General features: G+C 66.6%; 29 protein-coding genes, 4 tRNA genes and 2 riboswitches. Of the genes, 18 read left to right on the plus strand and 15 right to left on the minus strand.

Annotated elements, in window-relative coordinates; genetic code table 11:
• The first annotated feature begins 52 nt into the window (after nucleotides 1–52).
• A riboswitch (S-adenosyl-L-homocysteine riboswitch) is annotated at nucleotides 53–154 on the plus strand.
• Between the two features lie 112 nt (nucleotides 155–266).
• The 5 genes from ahcY to metF all read left to right on the plus strand — a co-directional run bounded on the left by ahcY (nucleotide 267) and on the right by metF (nucleotide 4,203).
• Nucleotides 267–1,676 carry an adenosylhomocysteinase gene (gene ahcY, locus TBU01S_RS06295; protein WP_068635789.1) on the plus strand — a complete coding sequence of 470 codons (1,410 nt, stop codon included), beginning with the start codon at nucleotides 267–269 and terminating at the stop codon, nucleotides 1,674–1,676.
• Between the two features lie 64 nt (nucleotides 1,677–1,740).
• Nucleotides 1,741–2,079 (plus strand): FitA-like ribbon-helix-helix domain-containing protein, encoded by a 339-nt coding sequence (locus tag TBU01S_RS06300; RefSeq protein ID WP_083953498.1) that lies wholly within the window; start codon nucleotides 1,741–1,743, stop codon nucleotides 2,077–2,079.
• Nucleotides 2,076–2,522: a type II toxin-antitoxin system VapC family toxin gene (locus TBU01S_RS06305; protein ID WP_068635791.1), complete on the plus strand. Its 447-nt coding sequence runs from the start codon at nucleotides 2,076–2,078 to the stop codon at nucleotides 2,520–2,522. The genes TBU01S_RS06300 and TBU01S_RS06305 overlap by 4 nt, the downstream gene beginning before the upstream one ends.
• Complete coding sequence (locus TBU01S_RS06310; RefSeq protein ID WP_068635792.1) at nucleotides 2,519–3,373, plus strand: TlyA family RNA methyltransferase; 855 nt, start codon at nucleotides 2,519–2,521, stop codon at nucleotides 3,371–3,373. The genes TBU01S_RS06305 and TBU01S_RS06310 overlap by 4 nt, the downstream gene beginning before the upstream one ends.
• A complete protein-coding gene (gene metF / locus TBU01S_RS06315) occupies nucleotides 3,370–4,203 on the plus strand; it encodes a methylenetetrahydrofolate reductase [NAD(P)H] (protein ID WP_068635793.1) in 834 nt (277 codons plus the stop codon). The genes TBU01S_RS06310 and metF overlap by 4 nt, the downstream gene beginning before the upstream one ends.
• A gap of 4 nt (nucleotides 4,204–4,207) precedes the next feature.
• Here the strand turns inward: metF and TBU01S_RS06320 are convergent, their stop codons facing one another.
• The 3 genes from TBU01S_RS06320 to TBU01S_RS06330 form a co-directional block, all read right to left on the minus strand.
• Entirely contained in the window at nucleotides 4,208–4,891 is a 684-nt protein-coding gene (locus TBU01S_RS06320; RefSeq protein ID WP_083953496.1) for a DNA-3-methyladenine glycosylase I, read from the minus strand.
• 142 nt (nucleotides 4,892–5,033) lie between these two features.
• Nucleotides 5,034–5,450 carry a hypothetical protein gene (locus tag TBU01S_RS06325; RefSeq protein WP_068635794.1) on the minus strand — a complete coding sequence of 139 codons (417 nt, stop codon included), beginning with the start codon at nucleotides 5,448–5,450 and terminating at the stop codon, nucleotides 5,034–5,036.
• Nucleotides 5,451–5,542: 92 nt separating this feature from the next.
• Nucleotides 5,543–7,042: a helicase HerA-like C-terminal domain-containing protein gene (locus TBU01S_RS06330; protein WP_068635795.1), complete on the minus strand. Its 1,500-nt coding sequence runs from the start codon at nucleotides 7,040–7,042 to the stop codon at nucleotides 5,543–5,545.
• A 141-nt stretch (nucleotides 7,043–7,183) separates the two neighbouring features.
• On the opposite strand from TBU01S_RS06330, the gene TBU01S_RS06335 reads away from it, so the two are divergent.
• Together TBU01S_RS06335 and TBU01S_RS06340 are read left to right on the plus strand one after the other, a co-directional pair.
• Nucleotides 7,184–7,909, plus strand: coding sequence for a YebC/PmpR family DNA-binding transcriptional regulator (locus TBU01S_RS06335; RefSeq protein ID WP_068635796.1), 726 nt, complete (start codon nucleotides 7,184–7,186; stop codon nucleotides 7,907–7,909).
• Nucleotides 7,910–7,997: 88 nt separating this feature from the next.
• A complete protein-coding gene (locus TBU01S_RS06340; protein ID WP_068635797.1) occupies nucleotides 7,998–8,891 on the plus strand; it encodes a DMT family transporter in 894 nt (297 codons plus the stop codon).
• 13 nt (nucleotides 8,892–8,904) lie between these two features.
• On the opposite strand, the gene TBU01S_RS06345 is transcribed toward TBU01S_RS06340, so the two are convergent.
• From TBU01S_RS06345 to TBU01S_RS23790, 3 genes are read right to left on the minus strand one after another with little or no spacing between them, the layout of a single operon-like run.
• Complete coding sequence (locus tag TBU01S_RS06345) at nucleotides 8,905–10,263, minus strand: sensor histidine kinase (protein ID WP_068635798.1); 1,359 nt, start codon at nucleotides 10,261–10,263, stop codon at nucleotides 8,905–8,907.
• Nucleotides 10,256–10,930: a response regulator transcription factor gene (locus TBU01S_RS06350; RefSeq protein WP_068635799.1), complete on the minus strand. Its 675-nt coding sequence runs from the start codon at nucleotides 10,928–10,930 to the stop codon at nucleotides 10,256–10,258. Before TBU01S_RS06350 ends, TBU01S_RS06345 begins: the two co-directional genes overlap by 8 nt.
• Nucleotides 10,930–11,655, minus strand: a complete 726-nt coding sequence (locus TBU01S_RS23790; RefSeq protein WP_169802955.1) for a PepSY domain-containing protein — start codon at nucleotides 11,653–11,655, stop codon at nucleotides 10,930–10,932. Before TBU01S_RS23790 ends, TBU01S_RS06350 begins: the two co-directional genes overlap by 1 nt.
• Before the next feature lie 135 nt (nucleotides 11,656–11,790).
• Between TBU01S_RS23790 and TBU01S_RS06360 the strand changes: the two genes are divergently transcribed.
• The 10 genes from TBU01S_RS06360 to TBU01S_RS06405 all read left to right on the plus strand — a co-directional run bounded on the left by TBU01S_RS06360 (nucleotide 11,791) and on the right by TBU01S_RS06405 (nucleotide 16,334).
• Nucleotides 11,791–12,453, plus strand: coding sequence for a PepSY domain-containing protein (locus tag TBU01S_RS06360; protein WP_068635801.1), 663 nt, complete (start codon nucleotides 11,791–11,793; stop codon nucleotides 12,451–12,453).
• Between the two features lie 105 nt (nucleotides 12,454–12,558).
• A complete protein-coding gene (locus tag TBU01S_RS06365; protein ID WP_068635802.1) occupies nucleotides 12,559–12,876 on the plus strand; it encodes a heavy metal-binding domain-containing protein in 318 nt (105 codons plus the stop codon).
• A complete protein-coding gene (gene ruvC, locus TBU01S_RS06370; RefSeq protein ID WP_068635803.1) occupies nucleotides 12,873–13,427 on the plus strand; it encodes a crossover junction endodeoxyribonuclease RuvC in 555 nt (184 codons plus the stop codon). The genes TBU01S_RS06365 and ruvC overlap by 4 nt, the downstream gene beginning before the upstream one ends.
• Nucleotides 13,428–13,523: 96 nt before the next feature.
• Nucleotides 13,524–13,599 (plus strand) — tRNA-Lys (locus TBU01S_RS06375).
• 77 nt (nucleotides 13,600–13,676) lie between these two features.
• Nucleotides 13,677–13,751 (plus strand) — tRNA-Thr (locus tag TBU01S_RS06380).
• Between the two features lie 31 nt (nucleotides 13,752–13,782).
• Nucleotides 13,783–13,858: transfer RNA gene (locus TBU01S_RS06385), tRNA-Gly, on the plus strand.
• Between the two features lie 185 nt (nucleotides 13,859–14,043).
• Complete coding sequence (locus TBU01S_RS06390) at nucleotides 14,044–14,418, plus strand: antitoxin Xre-like helix-turn-helix domain-containing protein (protein ID WP_068635804.1); 375 nt, start codon at nucleotides 14,044–14,046, stop codon at nucleotides 14,416–14,418.
• The gene (locus TBU01S_RS06395) at nucleotides 14,415–15,116 is read left to right on the plus strand and encodes an RES family NAD+ phosphorylase (protein ID WP_217999577.1); all 702 of its coding nucleotides are present in this window, start codon (nucleotides 14,415–14,417) and stop codon (nucleotides 15,114–15,116) included. The genes TBU01S_RS06390 and TBU01S_RS06395 overlap by 4 nt, the downstream gene beginning before the upstream one ends.
• 112 nt (nucleotides 15,117–15,228) lie before the next feature.
• Complete coding sequence (locus tag TBU01S_RS06400) at nucleotides 15,229–15,948, plus strand: glutamine amidotransferase (RefSeq protein WP_068635805.1); 720 nt, start codon at nucleotides 15,229–15,231, stop codon at nucleotides 15,946–15,948.
• 53 nt (nucleotides 15,949–16,001) lie between these two features.
• Nucleotides 16,002–16,334 (plus strand): hypothetical protein, encoded by a 333-nt coding sequence (locus tag TBU01S_RS06405; protein WP_068635806.1) that lies wholly within the window; start codon nucleotides 16,002–16,004, stop codon nucleotides 16,332–16,334.
• A gap of 7 nt (nucleotides 16,335–16,341) precedes the next feature.
• On the opposite strand, the gene crcB is transcribed toward TBU01S_RS06405, so the two are convergent.
• From crcB to TBU01S_RS23795, 4 genes are all read right to left on the minus strand, one after another.
• Nucleotides 16,342–16,725, minus strand: a complete 384-nt coding sequence (gene crcB, locus TBU01S_RS06410) for a fluoride efflux transporter CrcB (protein ID WP_068635807.1) — start codon at nucleotides 16,723–16,725, stop codon at nucleotides 16,342–16,344.
• 68 nt (nucleotides 16,726–16,793) lie between these two features.
• Nucleotides 16,794–16,860, minus strand: a riboswitch (Fluoride riboswitch).
• A 68-nt stretch (nucleotides 16,861–16,928) separates the two neighbouring features.
• The gene (locus TBU01S_RS06415; protein ID WP_068635808.1) at nucleotides 16,929–17,588 is read right to left on the minus strand and encodes a cysteine hydrolase family protein; all 660 of its coding nucleotides are present in this window, start codon (nucleotides 17,586–17,588) and stop codon (nucleotides 16,929–16,931) included.
• A 202-nt stretch (nucleotides 17,589–17,790) separates the two neighbouring features.
• Nucleotides 17,791–18,291: a MarR family winged helix-turn-helix transcriptional regulator gene (locus TBU01S_RS06420; RefSeq protein ID WP_068635809.1), complete on the minus strand. Its 501-nt coding sequence runs from the start codon at nucleotides 18,289–18,291 to the stop codon at nucleotides 17,791–17,793.
• A 16-nt stretch (nucleotides 18,292–18,307) separates the two neighbouring features.
• Nucleotides 18,308–18,691 carry a hypothetical protein gene (locus tag TBU01S_RS23795; protein ID WP_157659109.1) on the minus strand — a complete coding sequence of 128 codons (384 nt, stop codon included), beginning with the start codon at nucleotides 18,689–18,691 and terminating at the stop codon, nucleotides 18,308–18,310.
• 93 nt (nucleotides 18,692–18,784) lie between these two features.
• Between TBU01S_RS23795 and TBU01S_RS06425 the strand changes: the two genes are divergently transcribed.
• Nucleotides 18,785–18,861, plus strand: a tRNA-Asp gene (locus tag TBU01S_RS06425).
• A gap of 72 nt (nucleotides 18,862–18,933) precedes the next feature.
• On the opposite strand, the gene TBU01S_RS06430 is transcribed toward TBU01S_RS06425, so the two are convergent.
• From TBU01S_RS06430 to TBU01S_RS06450, 5 genes are all read right to left on the minus strand, one after another.
• The gene (locus tag TBU01S_RS06430) at nucleotides 18,934–19,746 is read right to left on the minus strand and encodes a proteasome-type protease (RefSeq protein WP_068635810.1); all 813 of its coding nucleotides are present in this window, start codon (nucleotides 19,744–19,746) and stop codon (nucleotides 18,934–18,936) included.
• A 73-nt stretch (nucleotides 19,747–19,819) separates the two neighbouring features.
• The gene (locus tag TBU01S_RS06435) at nucleotides 19,820–20,767 is read right to left on the minus strand and encodes an alpha-E domain-containing protein (protein WP_068635811.1); all 948 of its coding nucleotides are present in this window, start codon (nucleotides 20,765–20,767) and stop codon (nucleotides 19,820–19,822) included.
• Nucleotides 20,768–20,837: 70 nt separating this feature from the next.
• Complete coding sequence (locus TBU01S_RS06440) at nucleotides 20,838–22,268, minus strand: circularly permuted type 2 ATP-grasp protein (RefSeq protein WP_068635861.1); 1,431 nt, start codon at nucleotides 22,266–22,268, stop codon at nucleotides 20,838–20,840.
• Nucleotides 22,269–22,416: 148 nt separating this feature from the next.
• Nucleotides 22,417–23,415, minus strand: a complete 999-nt coding sequence (locus TBU01S_RS06445; protein WP_083953497.1) for a transglutaminase family protein — start codon at nucleotides 23,413–23,415, stop codon at nucleotides 22,417–22,419.
• On the minus strand, nucleotides 23,396–26,119 hold the full coding sequence (locus TBU01S_RS06450; protein WP_068635812.1) for a circularly permuted type 2 ATP-grasp protein: 2,724 nt from the start codon (nucleotides 26,117–26,119) through the stop codon (nucleotides 23,396–23,398). The genes TBU01S_RS06445 and TBU01S_RS06450 overlap by 20 nt, the downstream gene beginning before the upstream one ends.
• Nucleotides 26,120–26,123 lie beyond the last annotated feature (4 nt).

The following is a 26,123-nucleotide window of genomic DNA, read 5'->3' on the forward strand; positions in this document are numbered from 1 at the left end:
CGGACGAACTGCGCTACGCACTACCGCGCCAAGCGCCGTATAATGCTGACCTCGTTCCGAGGAGCGCTGCGAGGCGCCGGGCCCTGTGGCCCAGCCCCCAGGCTCGGAAACCCGCGGCTTGCCGCCGCGGAGGTTTGAACGGCGCTCGCCCGAAACACCTTCGTGTGTCGTCCGAAGGCGTTTCTCCCTCAACCCTGCCGGGTTCGGGATGCCGGGTGAGCCGCACGCCATGCCCCTTCCCTCCCGGCCATAGCACGGAGCATCACATGAACGCTGTGGCTGATTTCAAGGATTTCGTCGTCGCCGACCTGTCGCTCGCCGACTGGGGCCGCAAGGAAATCCGCATCGCCGAAACCGAAATGCCTGGCCTGATGGCGATCCGCGAGGAGTACGCCGCCCGCCAGCCCCTGAAGGGCGCGCGCATCACCGGTTCGCTGCACATGACCATCCAGACCGCGGTGCTGATCGAGACGCTGACCGCGCTCGGCGCCGAAGTGCGCTGGGCCTCGTGCAACATCTTTTCCACGCAGGACCACGCCGCCGCCGCCATCGCCGCCTCGGGCGTGCCGGTGTTCGCGGTCAAGGGCGAATCGCTCGCGGACTACTGGAACTACACCCACCGCATCTTCGAATGGGCTGACGGTGGTTTCTCGAACATGATCCTCGACGACGGCGGCGATGCCACGCTGCTGCTGCACCTGGGCGCACGCGCCGAGCAGGATCTGTCGGTGCTCGACAAACCGGACAGCGAAGAAGCCGAAGTGCTGTTCGCCAGCATCAAGGAAAAGCTGAAGACCGACCCGAGCTGGTATTCCACCCGCCTGGCACAGATCAAGGGCGTCACCGAGGAAACCACCACCGGCGTGCACCGCCTGTACCAGATGCACGCGCGCGGTGAACTGAAGTTCCCGGCGATCAACGTCAATGATTCGGTCACCAAGTCCAAGTTCGACAACCTGTACGGCTGCCGCGAGTCGCTGGTGGACGGCATCAAGCGCGCCACCGACGTGATGATCGCCGGCAAGATCGGCGTGGTGCTGGGCTACGGCGACGTCGGCAAGGGCTGCGCACAGTCGCTGCGCGGCCTCGGCGCCACCGTGTGGGTCACCGAGATCGACCCGATCTGCGCGCTGCAGGCGGCGATGGAAGGCTTCCGTGTCGTCACCATGGAAGAAGCTGCCGCGCTGGGCGACATCTTCGTCACCACCACCGGCAACGTCGGCGTGATCGCCCACGATCACATGAAGGCGATGAAGAACAACGCCATCGTCTGCAACATCGGCCACTTCGACTCCGAAATCGAAGTCGCCAGCCTGCGCCAGTACCAGTGGGAGAACATCAAGCCGCAGGTCGACCACATCATCTTCCCCGACGGCAAGCGCATCATCCTGCTGGCCGAAGGCCGCCTGGTGAACCTGGGCTGCGCCACCGGCCATCCCAGCTTCGTCATGAGCAACTCCTTCGCCAACCAGACGCTGGCACAGATCGAGCTGTTCGCCAAGACCGCCGAGTACCCGGTCGGCGTCTACGTGCTGCCCAAGCAACTCGACGAAATGGTCGCCCGCCTGCACCTGAAGAAGATCGGCGCCAGGCTGACCGTGCTGAGCCAGGCCCAGGCCGACTACATCGGCGTGCCGGTGGAAGGGCCGTACAAGCCCGAGCACTACCGCTATTGATTGACGGTCCTGCGCACAGGCTCCACAATGGCTCCATAATGGAGCCATTGTGGAGCCGAAAATCATGCCGAATCTCTCGATCAAGAACGTACCGGAAGCACTTGCCGAGCGCCTGCGCCAGCGCGCAGCGCTCAACCACCGTTCGCTGCAGGGCGAGTTGATGGCCATCATCCAGCAGGCGCTGGACACGCAAGTGGCGGAATCTCGGCCGACGGCCGCTGTTACGAACGCGGCGGCCGGCGGATACACGGCCGCTGGCCACGCCGCAGCGCGCATGCGGCCGGCAGCGGGCAGCAAGACCATCGCGCAGATCGCCGCGGAGCACCGCGCGCGCCATCCCGTACCGCTGGCCGCGAGCCCGCGCGCGGTGGACATCCTGCGCGCCGAGCGCGACAGCCGATGAGCACCGCGCTCAACCCGCTGATCGTCGCCGAAGCGCCGGCGCCCTACCCTGTCGCCCCGCCGCTGGTGGTCGATTGCAGTGTGCTCGCGGCACTGCTGTTCGACGAGCCGGAACGCGAACTCGCCGCCGAACACCTCGGCGGACGCATGCTGCATGCGCCCTGGCTGCTCGACGTCGAACTCGCCAGCGTGGCAAGCAAGAAGGCGGATGCCGGCGAGCTGGCCGCGGCCGAACAGGGGCTGGCGGATTACCAGGCGCTGGCGATCCATCGCCACCCGGTCGACCCGCCGGCCCTGCTCGATCTCGGGCGGCGCTATCGGATCACCGTCTACGATGCAGCCTACCTGTGGCTGGCGGAAAACCTGGGTGCTCCGCTGGCTACCTTCGACCGGCAACTGGGCCGCGCGGCCCAGCAGCATCTGCAGGGCCGGGGTACGGCATGAGCATGAACTCCTTCCACCGCCGCAGCCAACGGCCAGCCCCCGCAGCGAAGGCGGCTGCTCCCGTCCCGCGCAGCGGCAACCGCGCCGACCAGCATCTGGTGGAACAGGGGCTGGCGCCGTCGCGCACCGCGGCACGGGCGCTGATCGAAGCCGGGCGGGTGAGCTGGGACGGCCGGCCGGTGGCCAAGCCCGCGCAGGAGCTGCCCGCCTCCGCGCGGCTGCAGGTGGCGCCGGACGACAGCGACCGCTTCGTCTCGCGCGGCGCGCTCAAGCTCGAAGGCGCGCTCACGCACAGCGGGCTCGACGTACACGGCACGGCCTGCCTCGACATCGGCCAATCCACCGGCGGCTTCACCGACTGCCTGCTGCAGGCCGGCGCGGCGAAGGTGGTCGGCGTCGAAGTCGGCCACGGCCAGCTCCATCCGCGCCTGGCGGCCGACCCGCGCTGCGTCACGCTCGAAGGCATCAACGCCCGCCATCTGGACGCCGCTGCGCTGGGCGAGCATTTCCCGCCACAGGGCTTCGACCTGCTGGTGTGTGACGCCAGCTTCATCTCGCTGACGCTGCTGCTGCCGCAATGGCCCGCGCTGCTGTCTCCGGGTGGCCACGTGCTGGCGCTGGTCAAGCCGCAGTTCGAGGTCGGCCCGCAAGGCCTCGGCAAGGGCGGCATCGTGCGCGACGCTGCCTTGTACGCCGACGTCGAAGCCCGGCTGCGCGCCGCCGCGCATGCGGCCGGGCTCGCCATCCTCGATTGGTTCGACTCGCCGATCACCGGCGGCGACGGCAACCGCGAATTCTTCTTTCACGCCATCCGCAGACCGGACGGCGGCAATCATCCGAACACGCCATGAACCACACCGAAATCTCGATCGAATTCTTCCCGCCGACCACCGCCGAAGGTGCCGAAAAACTGCGCGCCACCCGCGACCGGCTGGCGGCGCTGAAGCCGTCCTTCTTCTCCGTCACCTACGGCGCCGGCGGCTCGACCCGCGAGCGCACCTTTGCCACCGTCAAGGAAATCGCCGCCGCCGGCTTCGAGGCCGCGCCGCACCTGTCCTGCGTCGGCTCGACCCGCGACAGCATCCGCGAAATCCTGCAGGAATACGCCGAGGCCGGCATCCGCCGCATCGTCGCGCTGCGTGGCGACCTGCCTTCGGGCGTGGGCGATGCGGGCGAGTTCCGCCACGCCAACGAGTTGGTCGAATTCATCCGCACGGAGACGGGCGAGCGCTTCATCATCGAAGTGGCCGCCTACCCGGAATGGCATCCGCAGGCACGCAGCCCGAAGGACGACCTGCTCGCCTTCAAGCGCAAGGTCGAAGCCGGCGCCAATTCGGCGATCACGCAGTATTTCTACAATCTCGACGCCTATCTGCACTTCGTCGACGCGGTATGCAAGCTGGGCATCGACATCCCCATCGTGCCCGGCATCATGCCGATCGGCAGCTTCAGCAAGCTGGCGCGCTTCTCGGACGCCTGCGGCGCCGAAATCCCGCGCTGGATGCGCCGCAAGTTCGAAGCCTACGGCGACGACACCGACTCGATCCGCGCCTTCGGCCTGGACGTGGTCAGCGAACTCTGCAGCAAGCTGATCGCCGCCGGCGCGCCCGGCCTGCATTTCTACAGCATGAACCAGGCCGGCCTCACCACCGACATCTGCAAGCGGCTGGGCCTGGCCTGAATTGCTAAAACCTCGGATTGATGCTCAAGGACATCATGGCCGACAGCTGGCACAAGAGCCTTCCCGAGCCCTGCTGCAATTCATTGAAAGCATCCTGCACGGCTTGCATATCGCGCTGACTGGTGGGCTCATGCTCGATGATGCCTGCGGCCCTCAGCCGTGCGACCACATCACTGGTCAATAGAAAAGTATCCTTCCCGACCAGACGCAAGAATCCGGCAGCCGAGCGCCCGCCCAAGCGCGCGCCGCGTTTGGCCAGCAAGCGCCACAAGCCGATGATGTCAGCACTCGGCCAACTGGCAATGAACTCGCCAAAACTGCTCCCCCGCTCCTGGCGAACGTCCAGGATGAACTGGGCGTTTCTAGGGATGGTCTGCAGTTTCGTCCGATCGCGAATGATCCGCTCATTCTTCATATAGCCGTCTATCTGTTCCGGACCGAGCAGCACCATTTTCTCCGGCACAAAACCCCAGAAGGCTTTCTCAAACTCGGGCCACTTGGCATCGACCACCGAGTGCTGCATGCCGGCCTGGAATACCCGCTGGCTCATGGCAGAAAGATAGCGGTCATCGCCCTTCTGCTTCAACTCTTCAGGCGCAAGCGCCCGGGGCAGAAAAGCCTCCATGGCCTCATCAGAGTCGAAACGCTGGCGTACCGTGCCGTAAAGCCATTCATAGTCAAGCATCATGCCTTGTTCGCTCCGTTTCATCATCTAATCCCCATCGAATGAGAGATTGCCAGGATCAACCATACTTGGGGCCTTTGACGAGCGGCTGTTTGCGATTGATATACAGGGCTAAAGTTCGGATCAGACGACGTCGAGCTCATTGCTATGCTTTTTTGACCTCGATAAACCACTTGGGCTGCATGGCATCGAAATCCTGGCGGATGTTGGATGGCAGGTAGCTGGCTGAATCCAGCACGAAAGATCGGCCACCTGCACGTTTGAAAACAACCCAATGCCAAAAGTCCCTGCCTTCTTCCCGATGGTACTTGATGGACAGCAATGCCAGATCGGGCAATGCCTCCCAGGATTCAAACGGGATTTCTTCGTCGGAAGCCTCGACACCTGCGCTCGACAGCATACGCCGGACATATTGCGTATCCGACCATAGCGATTCATCCGAAGCGTGGATACCCATAGCATTGGCTTCGGCCTTCATCTCCGAGTACGTCTTGCCCAGAATGTTGGCAACCGACGCGATTCCGCATCCGCTGGTTTCTTCCTGTACTACCGGTTTGAGCACCCGGCTCCCCTTTAATGCATAACGTTCGAGCTCACTGTCTTGCCACCTGAAATGCTCAGCACGCCACGATCCCGAGCCTGCCCGCCCCCCCCTCAACGCTTACCACCGAACAGCGACCCCAACAGGCCGCGCACGATCTGGCGGCCCAGGTTGCTGCCGATGGTGCGCGTCACCGTCTTGGCCGCGATCTGCACCAGGCCGTCGCGCTGGCCGCCGCGTGGGCCGGTGGAGCCGAACAGGATGTCGTTGAGCGCGCTGCCGCCATCGCCGCTGCCGGCGGCACCCGGTTTCGCCTGCGCGGCGGCGGACTTGCTGTCGGCCTGGGCGCGCAGGATTTCGTAGGCCGACTCGCGGTCGAGCGCTTTCTCGTAGTGGCCGTAGATGAGCGAGCCGGTGATCGCCGCCTGGCGTTCGGCCGCGCTCAGCGGCCCGAGGCGCGAATCCGGCGCGATGACGAAGCAGCGCTCGGTGATCTGCGGCCGGCCTTTTTCGTCGAGGAAGGACACCAGTGCCTCGCCCACGCCCAGTTCGGTGATTGCGGCCGCGGCGTCGAAGGCCGGGTTGGGGCGCATGGTGTCGGCGGCGGTCTTGACCGCCTTCTGGTCGCGCGGCGTGAAGGCGCGCAGCGCGTGCTGCACGCGGTTGCCGAGCTGGCCGAGCACGGTTTCGGGGACGTCGAGCGGGTTCTGGGTGACGAAATAGACGCCCACGCCCTTGGAGCGGATCAGGCGCACGACCTGCTCGATCTTCTCGACCAGCGCCTTGGGCGCGTCGTTGAACAGCAGGTGGGCTTCGTCGAAGAAGAACACCATTTTCGGCTTGTCCGGGTCGCCCACTTCCGGCAACTGCTCGAACAGTTCGGACAGCATCCACAGCAGGAAGGTGGAGTACAGCTTGGGCGAGTTGTACAGGCGTTCAGCAGCGAGCACGTTGATGATGCCGCGGCCGTCGGCGTCGGTCTGCATCAGGTCGGCGATGTCGAGCATCGGCTCGCCGAAGAACACATCGCCGCCCTGTTGCTCCAGCGCCAGCAGGTTGCGCTGGATGGCGCCGATGGAGGCGGTGGAGATGTTGCCGTATTCGGTGGTGAAGGTCTTCGCGTTCTCGCCCACGTACTGCACCATCGCGCGCAGGTCCTTGAGGTCGAGCAGCAGCAGGCCGTTGTCGTCGGCGACCTTGAACACCAGCGTCAGCACCCCGGTCTGGGTGTCGTTGAGGTTGAGCAGGCGGGATATCAGCAGCGGCCCCATGTCGGAGATGGTGGCGCGCACCGGGTGGCCCTGCTCGCCGAACACGTCCCAGAACACCGTGGTGTTGGCGCGCGGCGTGTATTCGGTGATGCCGATCGCGGCCAGGCGCTGCATCAGCTTGTCGGATTTCGCCCCCGCCGCGCCGATGCCCGACAGGTCGCCCTTGACGTCGGCCAGGAACACCGGCACGCCGATGCTGGCGAAGGATTCGGCGAGCTTCTGCAGCGTCACCGTCTTGCCGGTGCCGGTCGCGCCGGTGATGAGGCCGTGGCGGTTGGCGAGGCGCGGCAGCAGGTGGATTTCGGCGTCGGCGGTCTTGGCAATCAGCAGCGCTTCGGTCATCGCATCACTCCGGGGGCATGTGTTCGTCGGGGGCTTTCGCATCGCGTCCGAGTTTATCAGGGCGCACGCGGCATGCGGCGTGCCGCCGCCGGGTTGTATACTGCGCAACTTTCAACCGCTTACGGCAGTATCGAGGGTCTTATGGCTGGTCATTCGAAGTGGGCCAATATTCAGCACCGCAAGGGGCGCCAGGACGAGAAGCGCGGCGCCGCGTTCTCCAAGCTGGCGAAGGAAATCACCGTCGCCGCCAAGATGGGCGGGGGCGACCCCGGCTTCAACCCGCGTCTGCGCCTGGCGGTGGACAAGGCCAAGGGCGTCAACATGCCCAAGGACAAGATCGACAACGCGATCAAGAAGGGCACCGGTGAGCTCGAAGGCGTCAGCTACGAGGAAACCCGCTACGAAGGCTACGGCATCGGCGGCTCGGCGGTGATGGTCGATTGCCTGACCGACAACAAGACCCGCACCGTCGCCGACGTGCGCCACGCCTTCTCCAAGTACGGCGGCAACATGGGCACCGACGGCTGCGTGGCCTTCCAGTTCAAGCACTGCGGCCAGTTGCTGTTCGCCCCGGGCACCGACGAGGATGCATTGATGGAAGCGGCGCTCGACGCCGGCGCCGAGGACGTCGTCGCCAACGACGACGGTTCGATCGAAGTCATCACCGGCCCGTGGGAATTCACGGCGGTGAAGGAGGCGCTGGAGCAGGCCGGTTTCAGCGCCGAATTCGGTGAGGTGACGATGAAGCCGGAAAACACCATCGAACTGTCCGGCGACGAGGCCGTGCGCATGCAGAAGCTGCTGGATGCGCTGGAAAGCCTGGACGACGTGCAGGAGGTCTACACCTCGGCGGAGATCGGCGAGTAAGCTGGCGGCCATCGACCCGCAAACACCCGACAGCGGCGCCCAGCGCCGCTTTCTTTTTTCTCCGGCCCCTCTGCCCCCACTCCCGATCATGCCGTCTCCCGCCTCTGCCTCGCCCTGGGTTCAGCGCCTGATCCCGCTGCTGTTCGTGCTGCTGTGGAGCACCGGCTTCATCGGCGCCAAGTTCGGCCTGCCCTATGCCGAACCGCTGACCTTCCTCGCCTCCCGCTACGTGCTGGTGATCGCGCTGATGACGATGCTGGCGCTGGCGATGCGCGCACCCTGGCCGGCCAGCCCGCGCGAAGCCCTCCACATCGGCGTCACCGGCCTGCTGGTGCACGCGCTGTACCTGGGGGGCGTGTTCATGTCCATCGACCGCGGCCTGCCGGCCGGCGTGTCGGCACTGGTGGTCGGCATGCAGCCGCTGCTGACCGCGGCCTGCGCCGGCCTGCTGCTGGGCGAGCGCGTATCGCCGCGCCAATGGCTGGGGCTGGCGATGGGCTTTGCCGGCGTCGGCCTGGTGGTCGGCAGCAAGGCAACGGTGGACGGCGTCGCGGCCGACGCCCTGCTGCACATGCTGACGCCGGCACTGGCGGCACTGGTCGGCATCACCGCCGGCACGCTGTACCAGAAACGCTTCTGCCCGCGCTTCGACCTGCGCACCGGCTCGGTGGTGCAGTTCGTGCCGACGCTGGCAGTCACCGCGCTGCTCGCCAGCCAGACCGAAACGATGGCCATCGACTGGAGCGGCGAATTCGTCTTCGCCCTGCTGTGGCTGGTGCTGGTGCTGTCGCTGGGCGCGATCAGCCTGCTCAACCTGCTGATCCGCAGCGGCAGCGCGGTCAATGTCGCCAGTCTGTTCTACCTCACGCCGCCGACCACTGCGCTGATCGCCTGGGCGATGTTCGGTGAAACGCTGAGCGGCCTCGCGCTCGCAGGCATGGCCGTGGCAGTGGCCGGCGTCTGGCTGGCGCGCAAGGCCTGATGGCGGCCGCGCCTCAGACCGGCAGGCGCAGGCTGGCCTGCAAGCCCCCCAGCGCTGCACTGCGTTCGAGCGCAAGCGCGCCATCGTAGGTCGCGGCAATGTCGGCGGCGATGGCCAGCCCCAGCCCGCTGCCTTCCACCGCTTCGTCGAAGCGCTGCCCCCGGCGGGCCGCCCGGCCGATCTGCTCCTCGTCCAGGCCGGGGCCGTCGTCCTCCACCGTGATGACGAGCGTCCCCGCACCACCGCCCTTCGGCGCCTCGCGCCAGGCATTCAGCCTCACTCGGCTCGCCGCCCATTTTCCGGCGTTGTCGAGCAGATTGCCGAGCATTTCCTCGATGTCGGCACGGTCGCCACGCCAGGCCAGGCCATTGGCGACGTCCACTTGCCAGTCCAGCATCCTGTCCTGGTGCAGGGTCTGCATCAGCTTCACCAGCGGCACCAGCACACCCGCCACCTCCAGCTTGCCCTGCACACCCTCGGCCGCCGCCGCGCTGGCGGCACGAACCAGATGGCGGTCGATCAGCGCCGACATGCTGTCGACCTGGCGACGCACCATCTTGCTGCTCACCGTGGCGGAGCCGCCTGCTTCAGCCCCCAGCAGGGTCAGCGGCTTCTTCAGTGCATGGCTCAAGTCCGCGGCATGGGCCCGCGCCCGCATCACCAGCCGGCTGTTGCGCAACAGCATGTCGTCCAGTTCCTCGGCCAAGGGGTCGAGATCGGCGCCATAACCGCGCCCGATCATGCCGCCGCCGATCTCCACTTCGGCCACGCGCTGGCGCAGGCGCCGCAAGGGCCGCAGGCCGATGCGCACCTGCACCCAGGTGGCGGCCATCCAGCCCAGCATCAAGGCCAGCACCGCCACTGCCAGGCCGCGATCGAAGCGCATCAGATCGCGCACCACCGGCTCCTGCGGCCCATATACCTCCAGCACGAAAACCTGACCGCCCAGTTCAAGCGTGCGCACCAACCCGAGCAGGCGCTCGCCCCTCGGCCCCTCGGCCTCCAGCGCACCGGATGGCACGGCCTGCCCGTGCAGCACGCCGGCGTCCCACTGGGAGCGGGAACGCAGGACGACAGCCTCGCCCCCCCGCCTGCGCAATTGCCAGTACCAGCCGGAAAAAATCTGCTCGAACACGTCCGCCGCGCGCGAGCGTTCTTCACCCACGCCGCCGCCCGGCAAGATCCTCAGGCGGCTCTCGATCCGCTCGGCACGCGCTTCCAGGCTTTGCATGAAACCGCGCACCACGGTGTCGTGCACCATCCCGCGCAGAACCCATCCGCCGGCCCCCGCCACCAGCACCGCCGCCAGCATGCCGAGCACGCCCAGGCGCAGCGCCAGGCCGAACCCGGCCCATCGCCGCGCCTCAGTCACGGAACTCCGGCTCCGAGACGAGGCGGAAACCCAGCCCACGCTCGGTGACGAGCAAGCCCGGCGGCAGCTTGCGCCGGATGCGTCCGACCAGCACGTCCACGGTGTTGGAATCCGGCTCGAGGTCGCGCGCATAAACGTGCTCGCCGATCTCGGCGCGGCTCACCACTGCGCCCTTGCGGTGCATCAGGTAGGCGAGGATGCGATGCTCCTGCGCGGTCAGCGCCAGGGGCTCGCCATGCAGGCTGAAACGGCCGGCGAAGGTGTCGTAGCTCAAATCGCCCGCCTGCAGCACGGGGTCGGCATGCCCGCCCGCACGGCGCAGCAGCGCCTTGATGCGCAACACCACTTCCTCGTGCTGGAAGGGCTTGGTCAGGTAGTCGTCGGCACCGGCACCGAAGCCCGCCAGCTTGTCGCTCCAGCGCCCTCGCCCGGTGAGGATCAGCACCGGAAACACCCTCCCCGCCTCGCGCCAGTGGCGCAGCACCGAAATACCATCCAGTTGCGGCAGACCGAGATCGAGCACCGCCGCATCGTAGTCTTCGGTGCAACCGAGATAGGCCGCCTCGCGGCCGTCGCCGACGGTTTCCGCCACCAGGCCGGCTTCACCCAGCAGCGCGGCCAGCCTTTCCGCCAGCGCCGCATCGTCCTCTACGATCAGCACCCGCATCAGTCGGCCTCCTCCACGCGCAGCACGCGGCCATCCTCGGCATCGACCTCGAGCTCGACGACCCGGCCGCTGTGCAGGCGGATCTCGACCTCGTAGAAGTAGCGTCCGTTGCGGTCGTGCTCCAGCTCGGCCTCGAGCACGTGGCCGGGGTAGCGGGCCTGCAGCAGATCGAGCACCGAAGGCATGTCCATCAGGCGATGCAGGGCCGCGCCATGCTGTGCATCGTCGCCGAGCACCTCGCCGCTGCGCGCATCCACGGTCAGTTCGCGCATGCGCTCATCGGGCATGCGCAGCTTCACTTCGTAGACCAGCCTGCCATGCGTGTCGCGCTCCATCTCGACGTCGAGCACCATGCCGGGCCAGCGCGCCAGCACCTTGCGCAAAACCTCGCCCACCGGCGGCAAGGCCTCATCGACGGCAGGCGCTTCGGCCTGGACCACGGCACCGCTGACCGCATCGGCATGCAGTTCCAGCTTGCGTCCCGTACCGTCGATCAGCTTGATCTCGTAGTACGCGCGGCCATCACGGCCTTTCTCCAGTTCGACGTCCAGCACACGGCCGTCGTAACGCCTGGCCACCTCGGCAAGGATTTCCGTCAACGGACGATAGCGTCCAGCCTCGACCGCCTGGCGCACCACATCCTGCTCGGCCGCACGCGCGGGCAGGATCCCACACATCGCCGCCAGCATCAGGCACAGCAGGAGTCGACACGGTTTGTCACACATACCGGAATGTTTGGGTGCACGCCTTAAACGGAACATGAACGAAGGCTTCAGACGGCATTTAAGAAACCTTTGACATATTGATACCCAAGCCGATACAGCGCGGCTTGCACGATTTTCATCCCAAAGGAGTCCGTCATGTTCCCCGTCGCAAAAACCACTCTCTTCCGCCCCCTCGCCGCCGCCCTGTTCACTGCCGCATTGCTGGCGCCTACAGCCCATGCCGCCAGCAATGCCGGCGAAGCGCTGAGCCGCATCGAGGCCGACGGCTACGTCGCCACGCACGAACTGGCGCTGCGCCACGGCCTATGGACGGCTTCTGCGACGACACCGGACGGCAAGCTCATCTCGGTGATCCTCGACCCCGCCAACGATACCGTGACGCCAGTGAGCCGTGACGCCTTCGGCACCACCCTGCCCACTGCCCAGGCGGCCAAGGATGCGCTGCAGCTCGCAGGTTACCGCAACATTCGCGACATCGAATTCGACGACGGCTTCTGGGAAGCCGAAGCACGCAAGCTGAACGGCGAAAAAGTCGATCTCGTGCTGCACCCGGTCACGCTGGAAGTGCTCAGCGAAGTGGGCGAATACACTGCCAGCAACAGCACTGCGGGCGGCACCCGGCTGACGGCAAGCGAAGTCCGCGCAGCGCTCGAAGCCGCCGGCTATCGCGCCATCCGCGATCTCGACTTCGATGACGGCGTATGGGAAGCCGACGCCACCAACCCCGCCAACCGCCGCGTCGAACTCAAGATCGACCCGGTCAGCGGCCAGGTGCTGCGCGAAAAGCTCGACGACTGAGCTGGAGCGCATCCTGAAACACAGGCGCAGAAGGCCTGGAGGCCTTCTGCGCTTGCGCTGCCGTAGAATGGCCGCTCCAATCCAAGCACATCACGGAGCACGACCATGCTGATGACCACCACCGCTTCGCTCGACGGCCATCCGGTGCGCCAGTATCTCGGCGTCGTCAATGGCGAAGCCATCATCGGCGCGAACATCTTCAAGGACATGTTCGCGTCGATCCGCAACGTCGTCGGCGGCCGCGCCGGTGCCTACGAGCGCACGCTGTCCGACGCCCGCCGCATCGCGATGGACGAGATGCAGGCCGAAGCGAAGAAGCTCGGCGCCAACGCGGTCATCGGCATCGACGTCGACTACGAAGTGCTGGGCGCGGACAACGGCATGCTGATGGTGTGCGTCAGCGGCACCGCCGTGCAGGTTTGAGCGGCATTTCCGCCTCGCGCAGCGTCGCCACCCGCATCCTGGGGCTGGACCCCGGACTGCGCATCACCGGCTTCGGCCTGGTGGACCAGCTCGGCAGCCAGCTGCGCTACGTCGCCAGCGGCTGCATCAGGACCAAGGACGGCGAACTGCCCGGCCGCCTCAAGACCCTGCTCGACGGCGTGCGCGAAGTCATCGCCACCTATCAGCCCGACGTCGTCGCGGTCGAGAAGGTCTTCGTCAACGTCAACCCGCAGTCCACGCTGCTGCTGGGCCAGGCGCGCGGCGCGGTGATCTGCGGCGCGGTCTCCTGCGAACTGCCGGTGGCCGAATACACCGCGCTGCAGGTCAAACAGTCGGTGGTCGGCTACGGCAAGGCGGCCAAGGAGCAGGTACAGCACATGGTGCAGCGCCTGCTGGCGCTCGATGCCTGCCCCAGCCCCGACGCCGCCGACGCGCTCGCCTGCGCCATCTGCCATGCGCACGGCGCGCAGGGGCTCGGCGGCATCGCAGGCCTCGGCACGCGGCGGCGCGCGGGCCGCATCCTGGCCTGAGTAAAAAATATCTGCGCGGATATTGCGCCGGACGGCGAGCCTCTCTATAATTCGCGGCTCTTGATCGACGGAAACGCCGATCCGCCGCAAGGCACCGGGGGTATAGCTCAGTTGGTAGAGCAGTTGACTCTTAATCAATTGGTCCAAGGTTCGAGTCCTTGTGCCCCCACCAGACAGCATGAAAGGCCGATTCGAAAGGGTCGGCTTTTTCAATCCCGGCCCTGAACGGTCCGGGAGCAGGCAGGAACTGCCCATGTGGCTCAGTGGTAGAGCACTCCCTTGGTAAGGGAGAGGTCGGCAGTTCGATCCTGCCCATGGGCACCAGGTTGCAGTACCTGGCCAGCCAAGGTTTTACGCGGGAATAGCTCAGTTGGTAGAGCGCAACCTTGCCAAGGTTGAGGTCGCGAGTTCGAGACTCGTTTCCCGCTCCAGAACGGCGCAGCCACGCACGAGATCGGTGGACTGCAGGGAAAAAGGAGCTTCGGCTCCTTTTTTCGTTTCTGAACACTGCAAACTCCTCGCGCAAAGCACACTGGCCACAGTTTTTACGTGAAAATATTCGACACCCGATCGATAATATTTCCGTGGAAACAATTCCACCCATCAGGGGAGCGCCATGAAGCAAGGTGCAGCAAGCAAAGCCAACCCCGGTGAAGTGCTGGCGAAGGCCACGGCCAGAGCGGGCCATCTGCTGGGGCTTTCAGGTGCGGCGATCGCACGTACCATCGGCGTCAGCGAGCCTACCGTCTCGCGCATCCTGAAAGGCGACAAGCGCATCGATCCTGAATCGAAAGAAGGCGAGTTGGCGCTGCTTCTGGTGCGCGTCTACCGGTCGCTGGATGCGCTGGTGGGCACGGACGACCGGAAGCGCCTCGCATGGATGAACAGCCCCAATGATGCGCTCGGCGGAGAGCCCCGCAAGCTTGTCCAGAAGGCCGAAGGGCTGGTCGCCACGCTGAACTACCTCGACGGCATGCGGGCACCCTCGTGACGGCCTGGGACTCGAGCTGGTTCGATGGCTCGATTTCCGTGCACAGCATGGATGCGTGGCGCGGCGTCGAAGCGCAACATGTGGTTTCCACGATGCGCCTGGTGGATACACCGGAAGAACAGGGCCTGCTGGAATCGCTACTGGAAGGCAGCAAGCCGGCACTACCGCATACGGCCCGCCCCAAGCATTACCTGTTGATCACCCCGTTCCGCTACAACCCCACCCACGCGAGCCGCTTCCGCGCCCCCAGGTCGAAAGGCCAGTGGTACGGCGCCGAGAACATCTACGGCGCATGCGCCGGGGTCGCATATTGGCGGCACCGGTTCATCATCGACAGCGCGGGCCTGCAGGACGAAGTGTTGCTCACCGAGCACAGCTTCTTCCGGGCCAGCATCAAGGGACTGTCCATCGACCTGATGTCCAGGCCCTGGGTGCAGGCGCGCGCCGCATGGACACATGGCGGCGACTACAGCGCTACCCACGCCGTGGCCGTCGCTGCCCGGGAACGCGAGGTACAGTGGCTGAGCTACGAGTCGGCGCGTGCCCCGACGGAGCGCTGCGCCGTGGCATTCGACCCGGACAGCCTCTTCGAGCCCGGCCCATCCCTCGATCGGACGATCCAGCACTGGGCCTGCAAAGCCTCCCGGAGGTCGGTGATGTTCACCGGGAATGGCCAGAGCTTCGTCTGGAACTTCTGATGCCGGCCAACGAAGACTGGCATGCGTCCAGCAAACGCCGAGGAGCGCCGCCTGCCCGCCGGATCGCTAAACTTGCAGGCATTCCATTCCTTCTCCAATACAACCACGCTCCATGCAGAAGCCCATCCTCATCGCCGTCACCGGCGAACCTCATCCCGAAATCCGCCATTCCCGAGATTCGGCAGGCGATTTCAGCGACTGGATTGCCGCCGGATTGGGGCCATCCACCCCGCACCGTTGCCTGGATGCACGCACCAGCCCGGCCCTGCCGAATCCGGTGGACATCGCGGGCGTGGTCGTCACCGGCTCGCACGCGATGGTGAGCGAGCGCGCCGCCTGGAGCGAGCGGCTGGGGCAATGGCTCAAGCGCTGCGTGGATGCGGAGGTGCCGGTGCTCGGCATCTGCTACGGCCACCAGCTGCTCGCCCATGCGCTGGGCGGACGGGTCGGCGACCATCCGGCGGGATTGGAGATCGGCACCCACGCCGTGGAGTTGACACCTGCCGCCCGGCAGGACCCCTTGTTCGCGGCCTTGCCCGAAAGTTTCCCTGCCCAGTTCGTGCATCGGCAATCGGCGCTGGAGCTGCCGCCCGGCGCCACCCGGCTGGCACGCAATGCGCATGAGCCGCATCAGGCGTTTCGCATCGGCAAATGCGCCTGGGGCGTACAATTCCACCCCGAGTTTTCCGCTGCCGCGATGCAAGGCTATCTCGACCGGCTCACCCCGGCATCCGGCGCCACCGCCCATCCGACACCCGAAGCAGCCAGCCTGCTGGCGCGATTCGCCGTGCTGGCACTCGACGGCCCGCAAGGCAGCCGGGAAGGCACGTAGGCGGCCCATCACGGCACGACCCAGAAACACTGACCGACGAACACACGGCCACCATGGACGTCACCCCCGACCTGCTGCCTGAGAAAACCCAGCGCGGCAACATCTGGCGGCTTGCCATCGCGCAGGCACTGGCCGGCGCGAACGCGGTGGTGCTGGAGAGCCACCGGCCAGAAGAGAAGACGCGGGTGCAGTCGTTCAACGACTTCATCGTGTTCGGCCTGATGGCGCTGGGTTCGTTCTCGTCGGGCGGACTGCTGCCGGCCTATGGCTGGAACACGGTGCTGTGGGTGTCCTTCGTGCCGCTCGTGCTCGCAGTGGTGGCACTTGCGCTGGCGGCGAGGCGGCAAATGCCCGACGCCGCCGGCACACCTTCCACGAATGGATGACGCCGCATCACGAAGACCGCAGCCACGCCACCGTAGCGATGCCCAGGAGCGTCATCACCACCGACCCCGCGACATGAATGGCGACCGCGCCCATCGCCCCTGCGTACAGGCCCCGCTGCAACAGATGAACGATCTCGGCCGAGAAGGTCGAGAAGGTGGACAGCCCACCGCAGAAACCGGTGATGACCAGCAGGCGCCATTCGGGCGACAGGCTGGGCATCTGGGCGAAAAAGGCCACGGCCAGGCCGACCAGGTAGCCCGCGATCAGATTGGCCGCCAGCGTGCCGGGCGGCATGGCGGGAAACAGGCTGTTGAGCTTGAGACCCAGGCCCCAGCGCAGGAGGCCGCCGAGCACCGAGCCCACGGCAATGGCGATGATGGGTTTCCACATTGCTGAATCGTCCTCATCATTCTTTTGTCATCGAGGACAGGCAGCGCATACCTACGCGGCCTGCCCGGCCAATCGTAGGCATCATCAGCCGCACGCTGCGGCGGTTAATGGAGGAATGCCATCTCCGCCCGCCAGTATAGCGCCTCACGACAAGCGCCAGCACCAGCATGGGCCGCAGTTCGGCCGTCACGTAGAAACCAGGTTCAAACATGGTCCAGGGTTTCGAGCAATTCTTCCGTCGTCATGCTGCGGCCAAAGTGATGCACGACCTGCCCGATGACGTGCGCCTGCTGCTGCGCAGTGAATGCGGGGGCGGCATCGCTGATCACGGTGACTTCATAGCCGAGATCGTGTGCGTGGCGCAGCGTCGATTCGACACAGACATGCAGGGCGAAGCCGAGCAGGTACAGATGGTCGATGCCGTTGTTGCGCAGGTAGGGATCCAGGTTGGAGTTGGTGATGACGCTGGCCCCCGAACGGCCCGCGACGACGAACTCTCCACGCCGGGGTGCGAAAGGCTCCGGAAAGCGCACGCGCTCGGCGTCGCGCCAGGTACCGGCAGCAGGTATGGCCCCCTTGAGGCCCGACTTGCCATCGCCCTTGCCGAAAACCAGGTAGCCGGGGTCTTCGGTCAGCATCAGGCCCGCATGCACGATGTTGGCATTCAAGGCCCTGGCACGCGCGATGATTCTTGCGGCATTTGCCACGGCGGCGTCGAACAGGGCCCGGTCCTGCATCATGCGCTTGAGCGGCCCGGTTGCGTCCAGCCATTCGTTCTGGAACTCGATGAACACGAAGGCACTGCGGGCAAGCCCGGACCTGCCGACGGGCGCCGGGGATTCGGTGGAATGAGTTGCGGTCATGCTTGATCTCCTTGGTGAAGGCACAAAGAACGGCCGGGGCGTCGCGGTTCCGCGCATTTCTGCTGATGGCATGTACGTGTTGGCGACAGGTATTCGGTGCGGCACTCATTCGAACACTGAAATACAGCCAACTACATATTTACCGCAATGATGTGTCCTGTGTCTTGAAAGCTTCCTATCCAGCTGTCCGGATGTCCTGGAACTACTGCGTCACGCCTGCCTGATGCAGCCTGCCCATGAGATGCTTCAGCAGTTGCCGCTCCTCCGCGCTGAAATGGCGCATCAGGTTCGCCACCCACGCGTAATGCGCGGGCAAGGCCTTGCCCAGCAGCGCATCGCCCCGCTCCGCCAACCGCAGCAGCCAGGCGCGGCGGTCGCGCGGATCGGGTTCGCGCTGGCACAAGCGTTCGCCCTCCATGCGGTCGATGATGCGCGTCATGGTCTGCGAAGTGACGCCCACACCCTGCGCCAGCGCGCCCACGCTCAGGCCCGCGGGGTTGCGCTTGAGCAGGATCAGCACGAAGAACTGCGACTGCGACAGGCCGCCATTGCGGGCGAGGTTGCTCTCGAAGGCAGACAACATCTCCTTGGTGGCAGAGGCCCAGAGCAGCCAGGTGTGCAGGCCATCGACGTCAGGGTTGCCATAGGCTTCCCCGAAGGCCGCGAGGGTGTCGTAGCTGGGCAGATCCTTGAGTTCGAACATGGAATTCATCCTTGGCTTAAATGTAGCTTACTACATGAATAGGCCAAAGCACGAATCCGATTTCCAGATCCGCTGAATGCCACGGGCGCAGCCCCCGGCGGCAGTCCTCTTCAGGCACAGGCGCCGAGGCCAGTTCCGAACCGGTAGCCGCACGCCACGCGCCAAGGAAACGAAACTGGCCCGGCTCGGGCGCACGGTGCGGGACGGCTGCCAGCGCTTCGCCGCCTGATACCAGCTTGTATTCAATAACCAAAGGATGTCCGGTCGGTGAGCGGGGCTGATCGGACAGTTTCCATGCTTTCGAACGCGGATCGGCATGAGCTGGAAGCCTTGCCGCCAAGTGTTGCCAGCCCTCGGGCATTCGTGGATAATGCGCCGCACTGATGTCGCGGAGCTTCATGAAGCTCCGCCAGATCAAACAGTTACAGATGGGCTCAGGCGTTCTGCCGGCCCTTTCGGTTTCAAGGTCGGGGCTCGAGCGGGCCTCGATTCAGGAGTGGTAGTTCAGTTGGTTAGAATACCGGCCTGTCACGCCGGGGGTCGCGGGTTCGAGCCCCGTCCACTCCGCCATGCTCATCCCGGGAAAGGGCTGCGATCACACGCAGCCCTTTTCTTTTTTCGTCCCACTGCATCCATCCTGCGTCATCCCTTCTTGCCGGCGGCTTCGCATACGGCCGTCTCGCCCATGTCCCGCACACGCGGACGCGGCACGGCTTCCTGCGGCCAGGTCGCCCAGTCGGGATCGGGCAGTTCGGCGAACACCCGGCGCAGATTGGCGCCCCACTGGTTGTGGATCATGTCGAAATAGGGGTTGTCGCCGTCGATGCTGACATGGCGCGTCACCTTCAGGCTGTCGCGCCTGTAGATCAGCAGGTCCAGCGGCAGGCCGACGGACAGGTTCGAGCGGATCGTCGAGTCCATCGAGATCAGCGCGCACTTGGCCGCCTCGTCGAGCGAGGTGCGGCAATTGACCACCCGGTCGACGATCGGCTTGCCGTACTTGGATTCGCCGATCTGGAAGTAGGGCGTGTCGCTGGAAGCCTCGATGAAGTTGCCTGCGGCATAGATGCTGAACAGCCGCGGCGGCTCGTCGGCGATCTGGCCGCAGAGGATGAAGGAGGCGTTGAATTCGACGCCGAACTGCTGCAAGGCCTCGGCATCGCGCTGATGCACGCGGCGAATGGTGTCGCCCACCAGGCGCGCGCATTCGAACATGGTCGGCGCGCTCCACAGGCTCTGCCGGTCCTGCACCGCCGCGTGCTCGCGCAGGATGTTGATGACCGCCTGGGTGATGGCGAGGTTGCCGGCGCTCATCAGCACCAGCACCCGGTCGCCGGCACGCTCGAAGACGGTCATCTTGCGGAAGGTGTTGATATGGTCGACGCCCGCGTTGGTGCGGGAATCGGACAGACAGACGAGTCCTTCGTCGAGGCACATCGCAACGCAATAGGTCATGCGGGCAGTCCTGTCGGGTCATTGTTCGGCGCCGCCGGCCCACGAGCAAACCGGGGGCGCCGCCAGGAAGCGTTCAGGCGGCGACCGGAACGAGAAAGTTGTCGCCGATGCGGTCGCCCAGCCGGTTGATGCGCTCCAGGAAGCGCTCGAGCCAGGGATGCAGGCCGGTGTCGAAGATGTCGTCCATGCGGCCGTAGTGCAGCGTGGCATGGAGCTCGCCGGCCTGGCGCGCGGCTTCGGCCGAGTGCAGGTTGGCGATCTCGCCGAGGATGTCGTTGACCTCGTCGACGCAGGCATGCAGCGAACGCGGCATGGCGTGGTTGAGGATCAGCAATTCGGCGACCTTGTAGGGGGTGATGACGTCGCGGTAGACGTGGCGGTAGGTCTCGAAGGCCGACACCGAGCGCAGCAGCGCGCCCCACTGGTAGTAGTCGGTGGTGCCGGTCGGACTCTCGGTCTGCGGCAACAGGTTGTGGTACTTCACGTCGAGCAGGCGCGCGGTGTTGTCGGCGCGTTCGAGGAAGGTGCCCAGGCGCACGAACTGGAAGGCATCGTCGTGCAGCATGGTGCCGAAGGTGACGCCGCGCAGCAGGTGGGAGCGGAACTTGACCCACTCGAAGAACTCGCCGAGGTCGGTCACCTGCAGCTTTTCCGGGGTCATGTCGCGGATTTCGAGCCAGGTGGCGTTGGTGGTTTCCCACATTTCCGCGGTCAGCGTGCCGCGCACCGCGTGCGCATTCTCGCGCGCCGCGCGCAGGCAGTTCCACACGCTCGACAGGTTGTCGCGGTCGAGCACGACGAACTCGATGACGTCGCGCGCCGTCAGCGGCCGTCCGCTGCGGGCGTAGGCGTCGGTCAGTTCGCTGATGGCGAGGATCGCGCCCCAGCCGTCGTCGCTGCTGCCGTTGTTGCGCGGCAGCAGCGACATCCGGTAAGAAACGTCGAGCATGCGCACGGTGTTCTCCGCACGTTCGGTATAGCGCGCCATCCAGTAGAGGTGATCGGCGGTACGGCTCAGCATGATCGTTCTCCCGGTTTCATCGGATATGGGGTACGGACGGGGACAAGCGGCTGAAGGCAGGTGAGCGGCCTCAGCCGACCACCCAGGTATCCTTGGTGCCGCCGCCCTGCGAGGAATTCACCACCAGCGAGCCGGCCTGCATCGCCACCCGCGTCAGGCCGCCGGGCACCATGCGGATCTCCTTGCCGCCCGACAGCACGAAGGGGCGCAGGTCGATGTGGCGCGGCGCGATGCCGGCTTCGACGAAAGTCGGACAGGTCGACAGCGACAGCGTCGGCTGGGCGATGTATTTCTCCGGCGCGGCGATGATGAGCTGGCGGAAATGCTCGATCTCGGCCTTGGTCGCCGCCGGCCCGACCAGCATGCCGTAGCCGCCGGCGCCATGGACTTCCTTCACCACCAGCTCGGGCAGATGGGCGAGCGTGTAGGCGAGGTCCTCCTCGCTACGCAGCATGTAGGTGGGCACGTTGTTGAGGATGGGTTCCTCGCCCAGGTAGAAGCGCACCATCTCCGGCACGTAGGGGTAGATCGACTTGTCGTCGGCGACGCCGGTGCCGACCGCATTGGCCAGCGTCACCCGGCCGGCGCGGTAGGCCGACATCAGGCCGGGCACGCCGAGCATGGAGTCGGCGCGGAACACCTGCGGATCGAGGAAATCGTCGTCGATCCGGCGGTAGATCACGTCCACCCGGCGCGGCCCCTGGGTGGTGCGCATATACACCGTGTCGTCCTTGACGAACAGGTCCTGGCCTTCGACCAGTTCGACCCCCATCTGCTGGGCGAGGAAGCTGTGTTCGAAGTAGGCGCTGTTGTAGGCGCCCGGCGTCAGCAGCACCGCGGTGGGGTCGAGCACGCCCTCGGGCGCGACCGCGCGCAGCGTCTCCAGCAGCAGATCGGGATAGTGCTCCACCGGCTGCACGCGGTAGCGCGAGAACAGGTCGGGGAACAGCCGCATCATCATCTTGCGGTTTTCGATCAGGTAGCTGACGCCCGAGGGCACGCGCAGGTTGTCCTCCAGCACGTAGTACTCGCCCTTGCCGTCGGCGCCCGCCGCGCGCACCAGGTCGATGCCGGCGATCATCGCGTACAGCCCGCCAGGCACGTCCACACCCTTCATCTCGGTGCGGAACTGGGCGTTGTTCAGCACCAGTTCGGACGGCATGCGGCCGGCGCGGAGGATTTCCTGATCGTGATAGACGTCGCTCAGGAAGGCGTTGAGCGCCCTCACCCGCTGGCGCAGGCCGGCTTCGAGTGCCGTCCATTCGTCGCCCGGAATGATGCGCGGCAGCAGGTCGAACGGAATCAGCCGCTCCTTGCCACCGTCGGCGCCATAGACGTTGAAGGTGATGCCGACGCGATGGAAGGCGACGTCGGCTTCGCCGCGCTTGCGCTCGATGCGTTCGCGCGGCATCCGTTCGAGCCAGTCGGCATAGCTGCGATAATGCGCGCGCACCGAGCCGTCGGCGGCATGCATTTCGTCATAGGGTTTCGCTACGGTCATCTTGATGTCTGCGATCATTGTCGGGCTCCCTTGCGCGCTACCACAGCAGAAAGCGTGCCAAGCGTCCTGACGCGCGCGGAATACCGCACATCGGCGCAATCGGCCGGCACGCCTCCGACTGGTGCGCACCAGCCTGGCATGCGATGCATCATGCTGGTGCATGGCGTTCGCCGGATGCCGGGAGCGGAACCGGCATCACCGTCACCGCGACGTCCACGGCATGGCTGGCACCGCCCAGGATCACGCCGCGCAGCGGGCAGACGTCGCCGTAGTCGCGCCCCCAGGCCAGCGTGACGTGGCCCTGTGCCGGCTGCACGGCGTTGGTGGGATCGAACTCCACCCAGCCGATGCCCGGGCACCACACCGCGACCCAGGCGTGCGAAGCGTCGGCGCCGATCAGCCGCGACTGCCCCGGCGGCGGCTCGGTGAGCAGGTAGCCGGACAGGTAGCGCGCCGCCAGCCCCAGCGCGCGCAAGCAGGCGATCATCAGATGGGAAAAGTCCTGGCACACGCCGTGGCGTTCGGCGAAGACCTCGGCCACCGGCGTGGCGACGCTGGTGGCCGCCGGATCGAAGCGGAATTCGGCATGGATCAGCGAGGACAGCGCCTGCGCCGCTTCCAGCAGCGGCCGGCCGGGCGTGAAGCAGCGCGCGGCATAGGCAGCATAGGTCGCGGTTTCCTCGCCGAGCTGCACGAAGGGCGAGGCGAAGCGGTACTGGCCGGCGTCGCGCGCATCGACCTGCAAGGGCGCGTGGCCCGACAGCGCATCGCGCAGATGGTCGCGCGCGGCTTCCCACGGCAGGCTCTGCGCCGGCTCGGGCCAGTCCTGCGTCTGCACGCCGACGACGCTCACCGCCTGCACGCTCAGCCGTTCGTGCGGCACATACAGGCCGAAGCGCGTCGTCGGGTTGCCGAAGAAGTCCAGGCGCTCGCTGCGCGTGGACGGCTCGGGCGAAATCGCCAGGCGATGCGCGAACAGGCGCTGGCGCGGCATCGCACGCGGGCTCAGATGGGCGATCTGCTGCGACAGCAGCACCGGGCTGGCGTAACGGTAGGTGGTGTCGTGGGTGATCTCGTAGCACTGCTCCGACGGCCCGGCAGCGGCCGGCGCGGAAGCGGAAGGCTTTTCAGCGCGAGGCGGTTGCATGGCTGCGCGCATCCAGATGGGTGAAATAGCGGTGGGAAATGCCGTCGGCCAGCGCATTGCCGACGTCCCAGATGCGCCGCAGCAGCAGAGCAATGGTTTCCCGCGCCTCCGCCACGACTGGCTTGCGGGGATCGAGCGCCAGCCAGTCGAAGCAGTCGCTGTCGCGCTCGGCATCCAGTTCGGCCAGCAGCGCCTGCAAGGGCTCGCCGAGCAAGCTGCCGTCCGGCAGGCGGGCGACGTGCTCGATCAGCGACTCGATCTGGTAGCGCAGCGCGCGCGGATTGTCGGGGTCGAACATCACCAGTTCGGCGACCGGCCGTGGCGCAAGTCCGCGCGCGTTGCGGCTGCGATAGCGGATCTCGCCGTCGGTGACGGCCAGCAGCGCCTCCAGCGCGCCCTGCTCCGGCACCGTCAGCAGCGCTGCCAGCGCCGAAGTCAGGAACTGCAGACGCTCGATGCGGCGGCCGATGGACAGGAAGCGCCAGCCGGCATCGCGCGGCATGCTCTCGATGACGAAGCCCGACAGCGTCACCAGCGACAGCAGCGACTCGTCCAGGCGATGCATCGCTTCGCCCAGGCCTGGCGCGGCCGGCGCAGGCGTGGCGAATTCGGCCAGGCGCTTGTAGATGCGCCAGCTGTCCGGCGACAGCCGGTCGCGCAACTGGGCCGCCAAACGCAGCACGCCACGCAGGCTGGTCACCACGCTGCCGCTCTGGCGCTCGTCGAACAATGCGCCCGCCAGCCGCTCGATGCCGCACTCCGCAGCAAGAGGGCCATCTTCGGGCGGCGGCACAGCGCCATCCTGCGCCGCCGCCTCTCCCCTGGCGGCCCTCTCCCGGGCGGCCCCTTCCTGGGCCCCCTCTTCGCCGGCGGACAGCCGCAGGCCGCAGCGCTCGCACAGGCTGGCCAGCGCGACCAGCGTCGGCGTCGCCCATGGCCCGGCGTCATCGTCGCGCGCCTTCGCCACGGGGCGATCGAACTCCACCAGGCCGCCGAGCCGCCTCAGGGTTTCCCGCCCCAGGCGTGCCGAACCGTCGGCTCGCTCGCTGTAGCGGCCGAGCCAGAAGAAGTTCTCGGCGACCCGGCTCGCCAGGCCGGGCAGCGGCATGTCGAGCTCGCGCGGCGCGAGCTGGCCGGGGATGACTGGCATGGCGGACACCGGCCGGCGCACCGTCGATGCGGCGCCGCCCAGCACCCAGGCATCCTTGCTGCCGCCGCCGTGCTGCATCGACACCACGCGCATGTCGGTTTCAGGGGCGACGCGCACCAGGCCGCCCGGCATCACGCGGAAGCCGTCGGCCGAGGCGGCGACGAACACCCGCAGGCCGATGTTGCGCGCCACCAGCCCGCCGGCGGCCTCTCCAGCCGCCTCCCCGGCCGCCTCCTTCTCGTCGGCCAGCACCGGCGCCTGCGAGATATTCACCATTTCCTGCGCGACGAAGTCGAAAGGCCGCTCGGCGATGTGCCCGGCCAGCGCCGCCAGCTCCGCCGGCGGCAGGTCGCGGCAGAACACCGGCCCGCCGTGCATCGCCGGGTAGGCCGGCTTGACCACCAGTTCGTCCAGTCGCGACAGCGCATGGGCACAGGCCGCGGCCTCGCCGCACCACCAGGTCGCCACCGACGGCATCTTCAGCTTCTGCCCGAGCAGGTGCTCGGCCAGCCGCGGCAGATAACCGAGCAGCGCGCCGGTTTCCAGGATGCCGCTGCCGAGCGCGTTCGCCACCGTCACGCCGCCGGCACGCACCGTCGCCACCAGCCCGGCCACGCCGAGCGCCGAGTCGTCGCGCAGTTCCAGCGGGTCGCACCAGATGTCGTCCACCCGGCGCAGGATCACATGCACCCGGCGCAGGCCGTCCAGCGTGCGCAGGAAGACCTGTTCGTCGCGCACCGTCAGGTCCTGGCCTTCGACCAGCGGAAAACCCATCTCGCGGGAGAGGAAGGCGTGCTCGAAGTAAGTCTCGTTGTACGGTCCGGGCGTCAGCACCACGATCAGCGGCGCCTCGTCTTCTCCCGCCCCCTGGGGTGCCAGCGCGGCGAGGCTGTCGCGGAAGTCCTCGAAGAAGGGCGCCAGCGGCTGCGCGCCGGCCGCGCGATAAAGCTCCGGCAAGGCGCGCGCCACCACGCCGCGGTTCTCCAGCGCATAGCCGGCGCCCGATGGCGCCTGGGTGCGGTCGGCCACCACCCACCAGCGGCCGTCGGGCGAGCGCGCCAGATCCACCGCATACAGGTGCAGGAACAGGTCGCGCGGCTGCTTGGCGCCCACCAGCGGCCGCAGGAAGCCGCTGTGGCCGTAGATCAGCGCGGGCGGGATCAGCCCTTGCTGCAGCAGGCTCTGCTCGCCGTAGAGGTCGGCGAGGATCAGGTTGAACAACGTGGCGCGCTGGATGACCGCGGCCTCGATCTGCGCCCATTCCGCCGCCGGCAGGATGTAGGGCAGCAGGTCGAGCTCCCACGGCCGCTCGAAGCCGCGCGGGTCGGCATACACGTTGTAGGTGATGCCGTTCTCGTGCACCAGGCGGCGCAGCGCCGTCCGCCGCGCTTCGGTCTCGGCCGGCGGCATCGCCGCCAGCCGGTGGAAGAAATCGCGCCAGTGCGGCCGCAGCACCACCACGCTGCCGATGCGCTGGCACAGTTCGTCGTAGCGGTCCGGCCGCGCAGCGTAATGGGCGAGCAGTTCGGGCGGGCTCTGCGGCTGAAGCTGCATGGCG

It is taken from the genome of Thauera butanivorans NBRC 103042, assembly GCF_001591165.1.
Lineage (GTDB): Bacteria > Pseudomonadota > Gammaproteobacteria > Burkholderiales > Rhodocyclaceae > Thauera > Thauera butanivorans.

Bases quoted from the DNA above. Each gene is read 5' to 3' on its own strand.
- ahcY (WP_068635789.1), top strand. From the start codon at position 267: ATGAACGCTGTGGCTGATTTCAAGGATTTCGTCGTCGCCGACCTGTCG.
- TBU01S_RS06300 (WP_083953498.1), top strand. From the start codon at position 1,741: ATGCCGAATCTCTCGATCAAGAACGTACCGGAAGCACTTGCCGAGCGC.
- TBU01S_RS06305 (WP_068635791.1), top strand. From the start codon at position 2,076: ATGAGCACCGCGCTCAACCCGCTGATCGTCGCCGAAGCGCCGGCGCCC.
- TBU01S_RS06310 (WP_068635792.1), top strand. From the start codon at position 2,519: ATGAGCATGAACTCCTTCCACCGCCGCAGCCAACGGCCAGCCCCCGCA.
- metF (WP_068635793.1), top strand. From the start codon at position 3,370: ATGAACCACACCGAAATCTCGATCGAATTCTTCCCGCCGACCACCGCC.
- TBU01S_RS06320 (WP_083953496.1), bottom strand. From the start codon at position 4,891: ATGATGCTTGACTATGAATGGCTTTACGGCACGGTACGCCAGCGTTTC.
- TBU01S_RS06330 (WP_068635795.1), bottom strand. From the start codon at position 7,042: ATGACCGAAGCGCTGCTGATTGCCAAGACCGCCGACGCCGAAATCCAC.
- TBU01S_RS06335 (WP_068635796.1), top strand. From the start codon at position 7,184: ATGGCTGGTCATTCGAAGTGGGCCAATATTCAGCACCGCAAGGGGCGC.
- TBU01S_RS06340 (WP_068635797.1), top strand. From the start codon at position 7,998: ATGCCGTCTCCCGCCTCTGCCTCGCCCTGGGTTCAGCGCCTGATCCCG.
- TBU01S_RS06350 (WP_068635799.1), bottom strand. From the start codon at position 10,930: ATGCGGGTGCTGATCGTAGAGGACGATGCGGCGCTGGCGGAAAGGCTG.
- TBU01S_RS23790 (WP_169802955.1), bottom strand. From the start codon at position 11,655: ATGTGTGACAAACCGTGTCGACTCCTGCTGTGCCTGATGCTGGCGGCG.
- TBU01S_RS06360 (WP_068635801.1), top strand. From the start codon at position 11,791: ATGTTCCCCGTCGCAAAAACCACTCTCTTCCGCCCCCTCGCCGCCGCC.
- TBU01S_RS06365 (WP_068635802.1), top strand. From the start codon at position 12,559: ATGCTGATGACCACCACCGCTTCGCTCGACGGCCATCCGGTGCGCCAG.
- TBU01S_RS06390 (WP_068635804.1), top strand. From the start codon at position 14,044: ATGAAGCAAGGTGCAGCAAGCAAAGCCAACCCCGGTGAAGTGCTGGCG.
- TBU01S_RS06400 (WP_068635805.1), top strand. From the start codon at position 15,229: ATGCAGAAGCCCATCCTCATCGCCGTCACCGGCGAACCTCATCCCGAA.
- TBU01S_RS06405 (WP_068635806.1), top strand. From the start codon at position 16,002: ATGGACGTCACCCCCGACCTGCTGCCTGAGAAAACCCAGCGCGGCAAC.
- crcB (WP_068635807.1), bottom strand. From the start codon at position 16,725: ATGTGGAAACCCATCATCGCCATTGCCGTGGGCTCGGTGCTCGGCGGC.
- TBU01S_RS06415 (WP_068635808.1), bottom strand. From the start codon at position 17,588: ATGACCGCAACTCATTCCACCGAATCCCCGGCGCCCGTCGGCAGGTCC.
- TBU01S_RS06420 (WP_068635809.1), bottom strand. From the start codon at position 18,291: ATGTTCGAACTCAAGGATCTGCCCAGCTACGACACCCTCGCGGCCTTC.
- TBU01S_RS23795 (WP_157659109.1), bottom strand. From the start codon at position 18,691: ATGAAGCTCCGCGACATCAGTGCGGCGCATTATCCACGAATGCCCGAG.
- TBU01S_RS06430 (WP_068635810.1), bottom strand. From the start codon at position 19,746: ATGACCTATTGCGTTGCGATGTGCCTCGACGAAGGACTCGTCTGTCTG.
- TBU01S_RS06435 (WP_068635811.1), bottom strand. From the start codon at position 20,767: ATGCTGAGCCGTACCGCCGATCACCTCTACTGGATGGCGCGCTATACC.
- TBU01S_RS06440 (WP_068635861.1), bottom strand. From the start codon at position 22,268: ATGACCGTAGCGAAACCCTATGACGAAATGCATGCCGCCGACGGCTCG.
- TBU01S_RS06445 (WP_083953497.1), bottom strand. From the start codon at position 23,415: ATGCAACCGCCTCGCGCTGAAAAGCCTTCCGCTTCCGCGCCGGCCGCT.
- TBU01S_RS06450 (WP_068635812.1), bottom strand. From the start codon at position 26,119: ATGCAGCTTCAGCCGCAGAGCCCGCCCGAACTGCTCGCCCATTACGCT.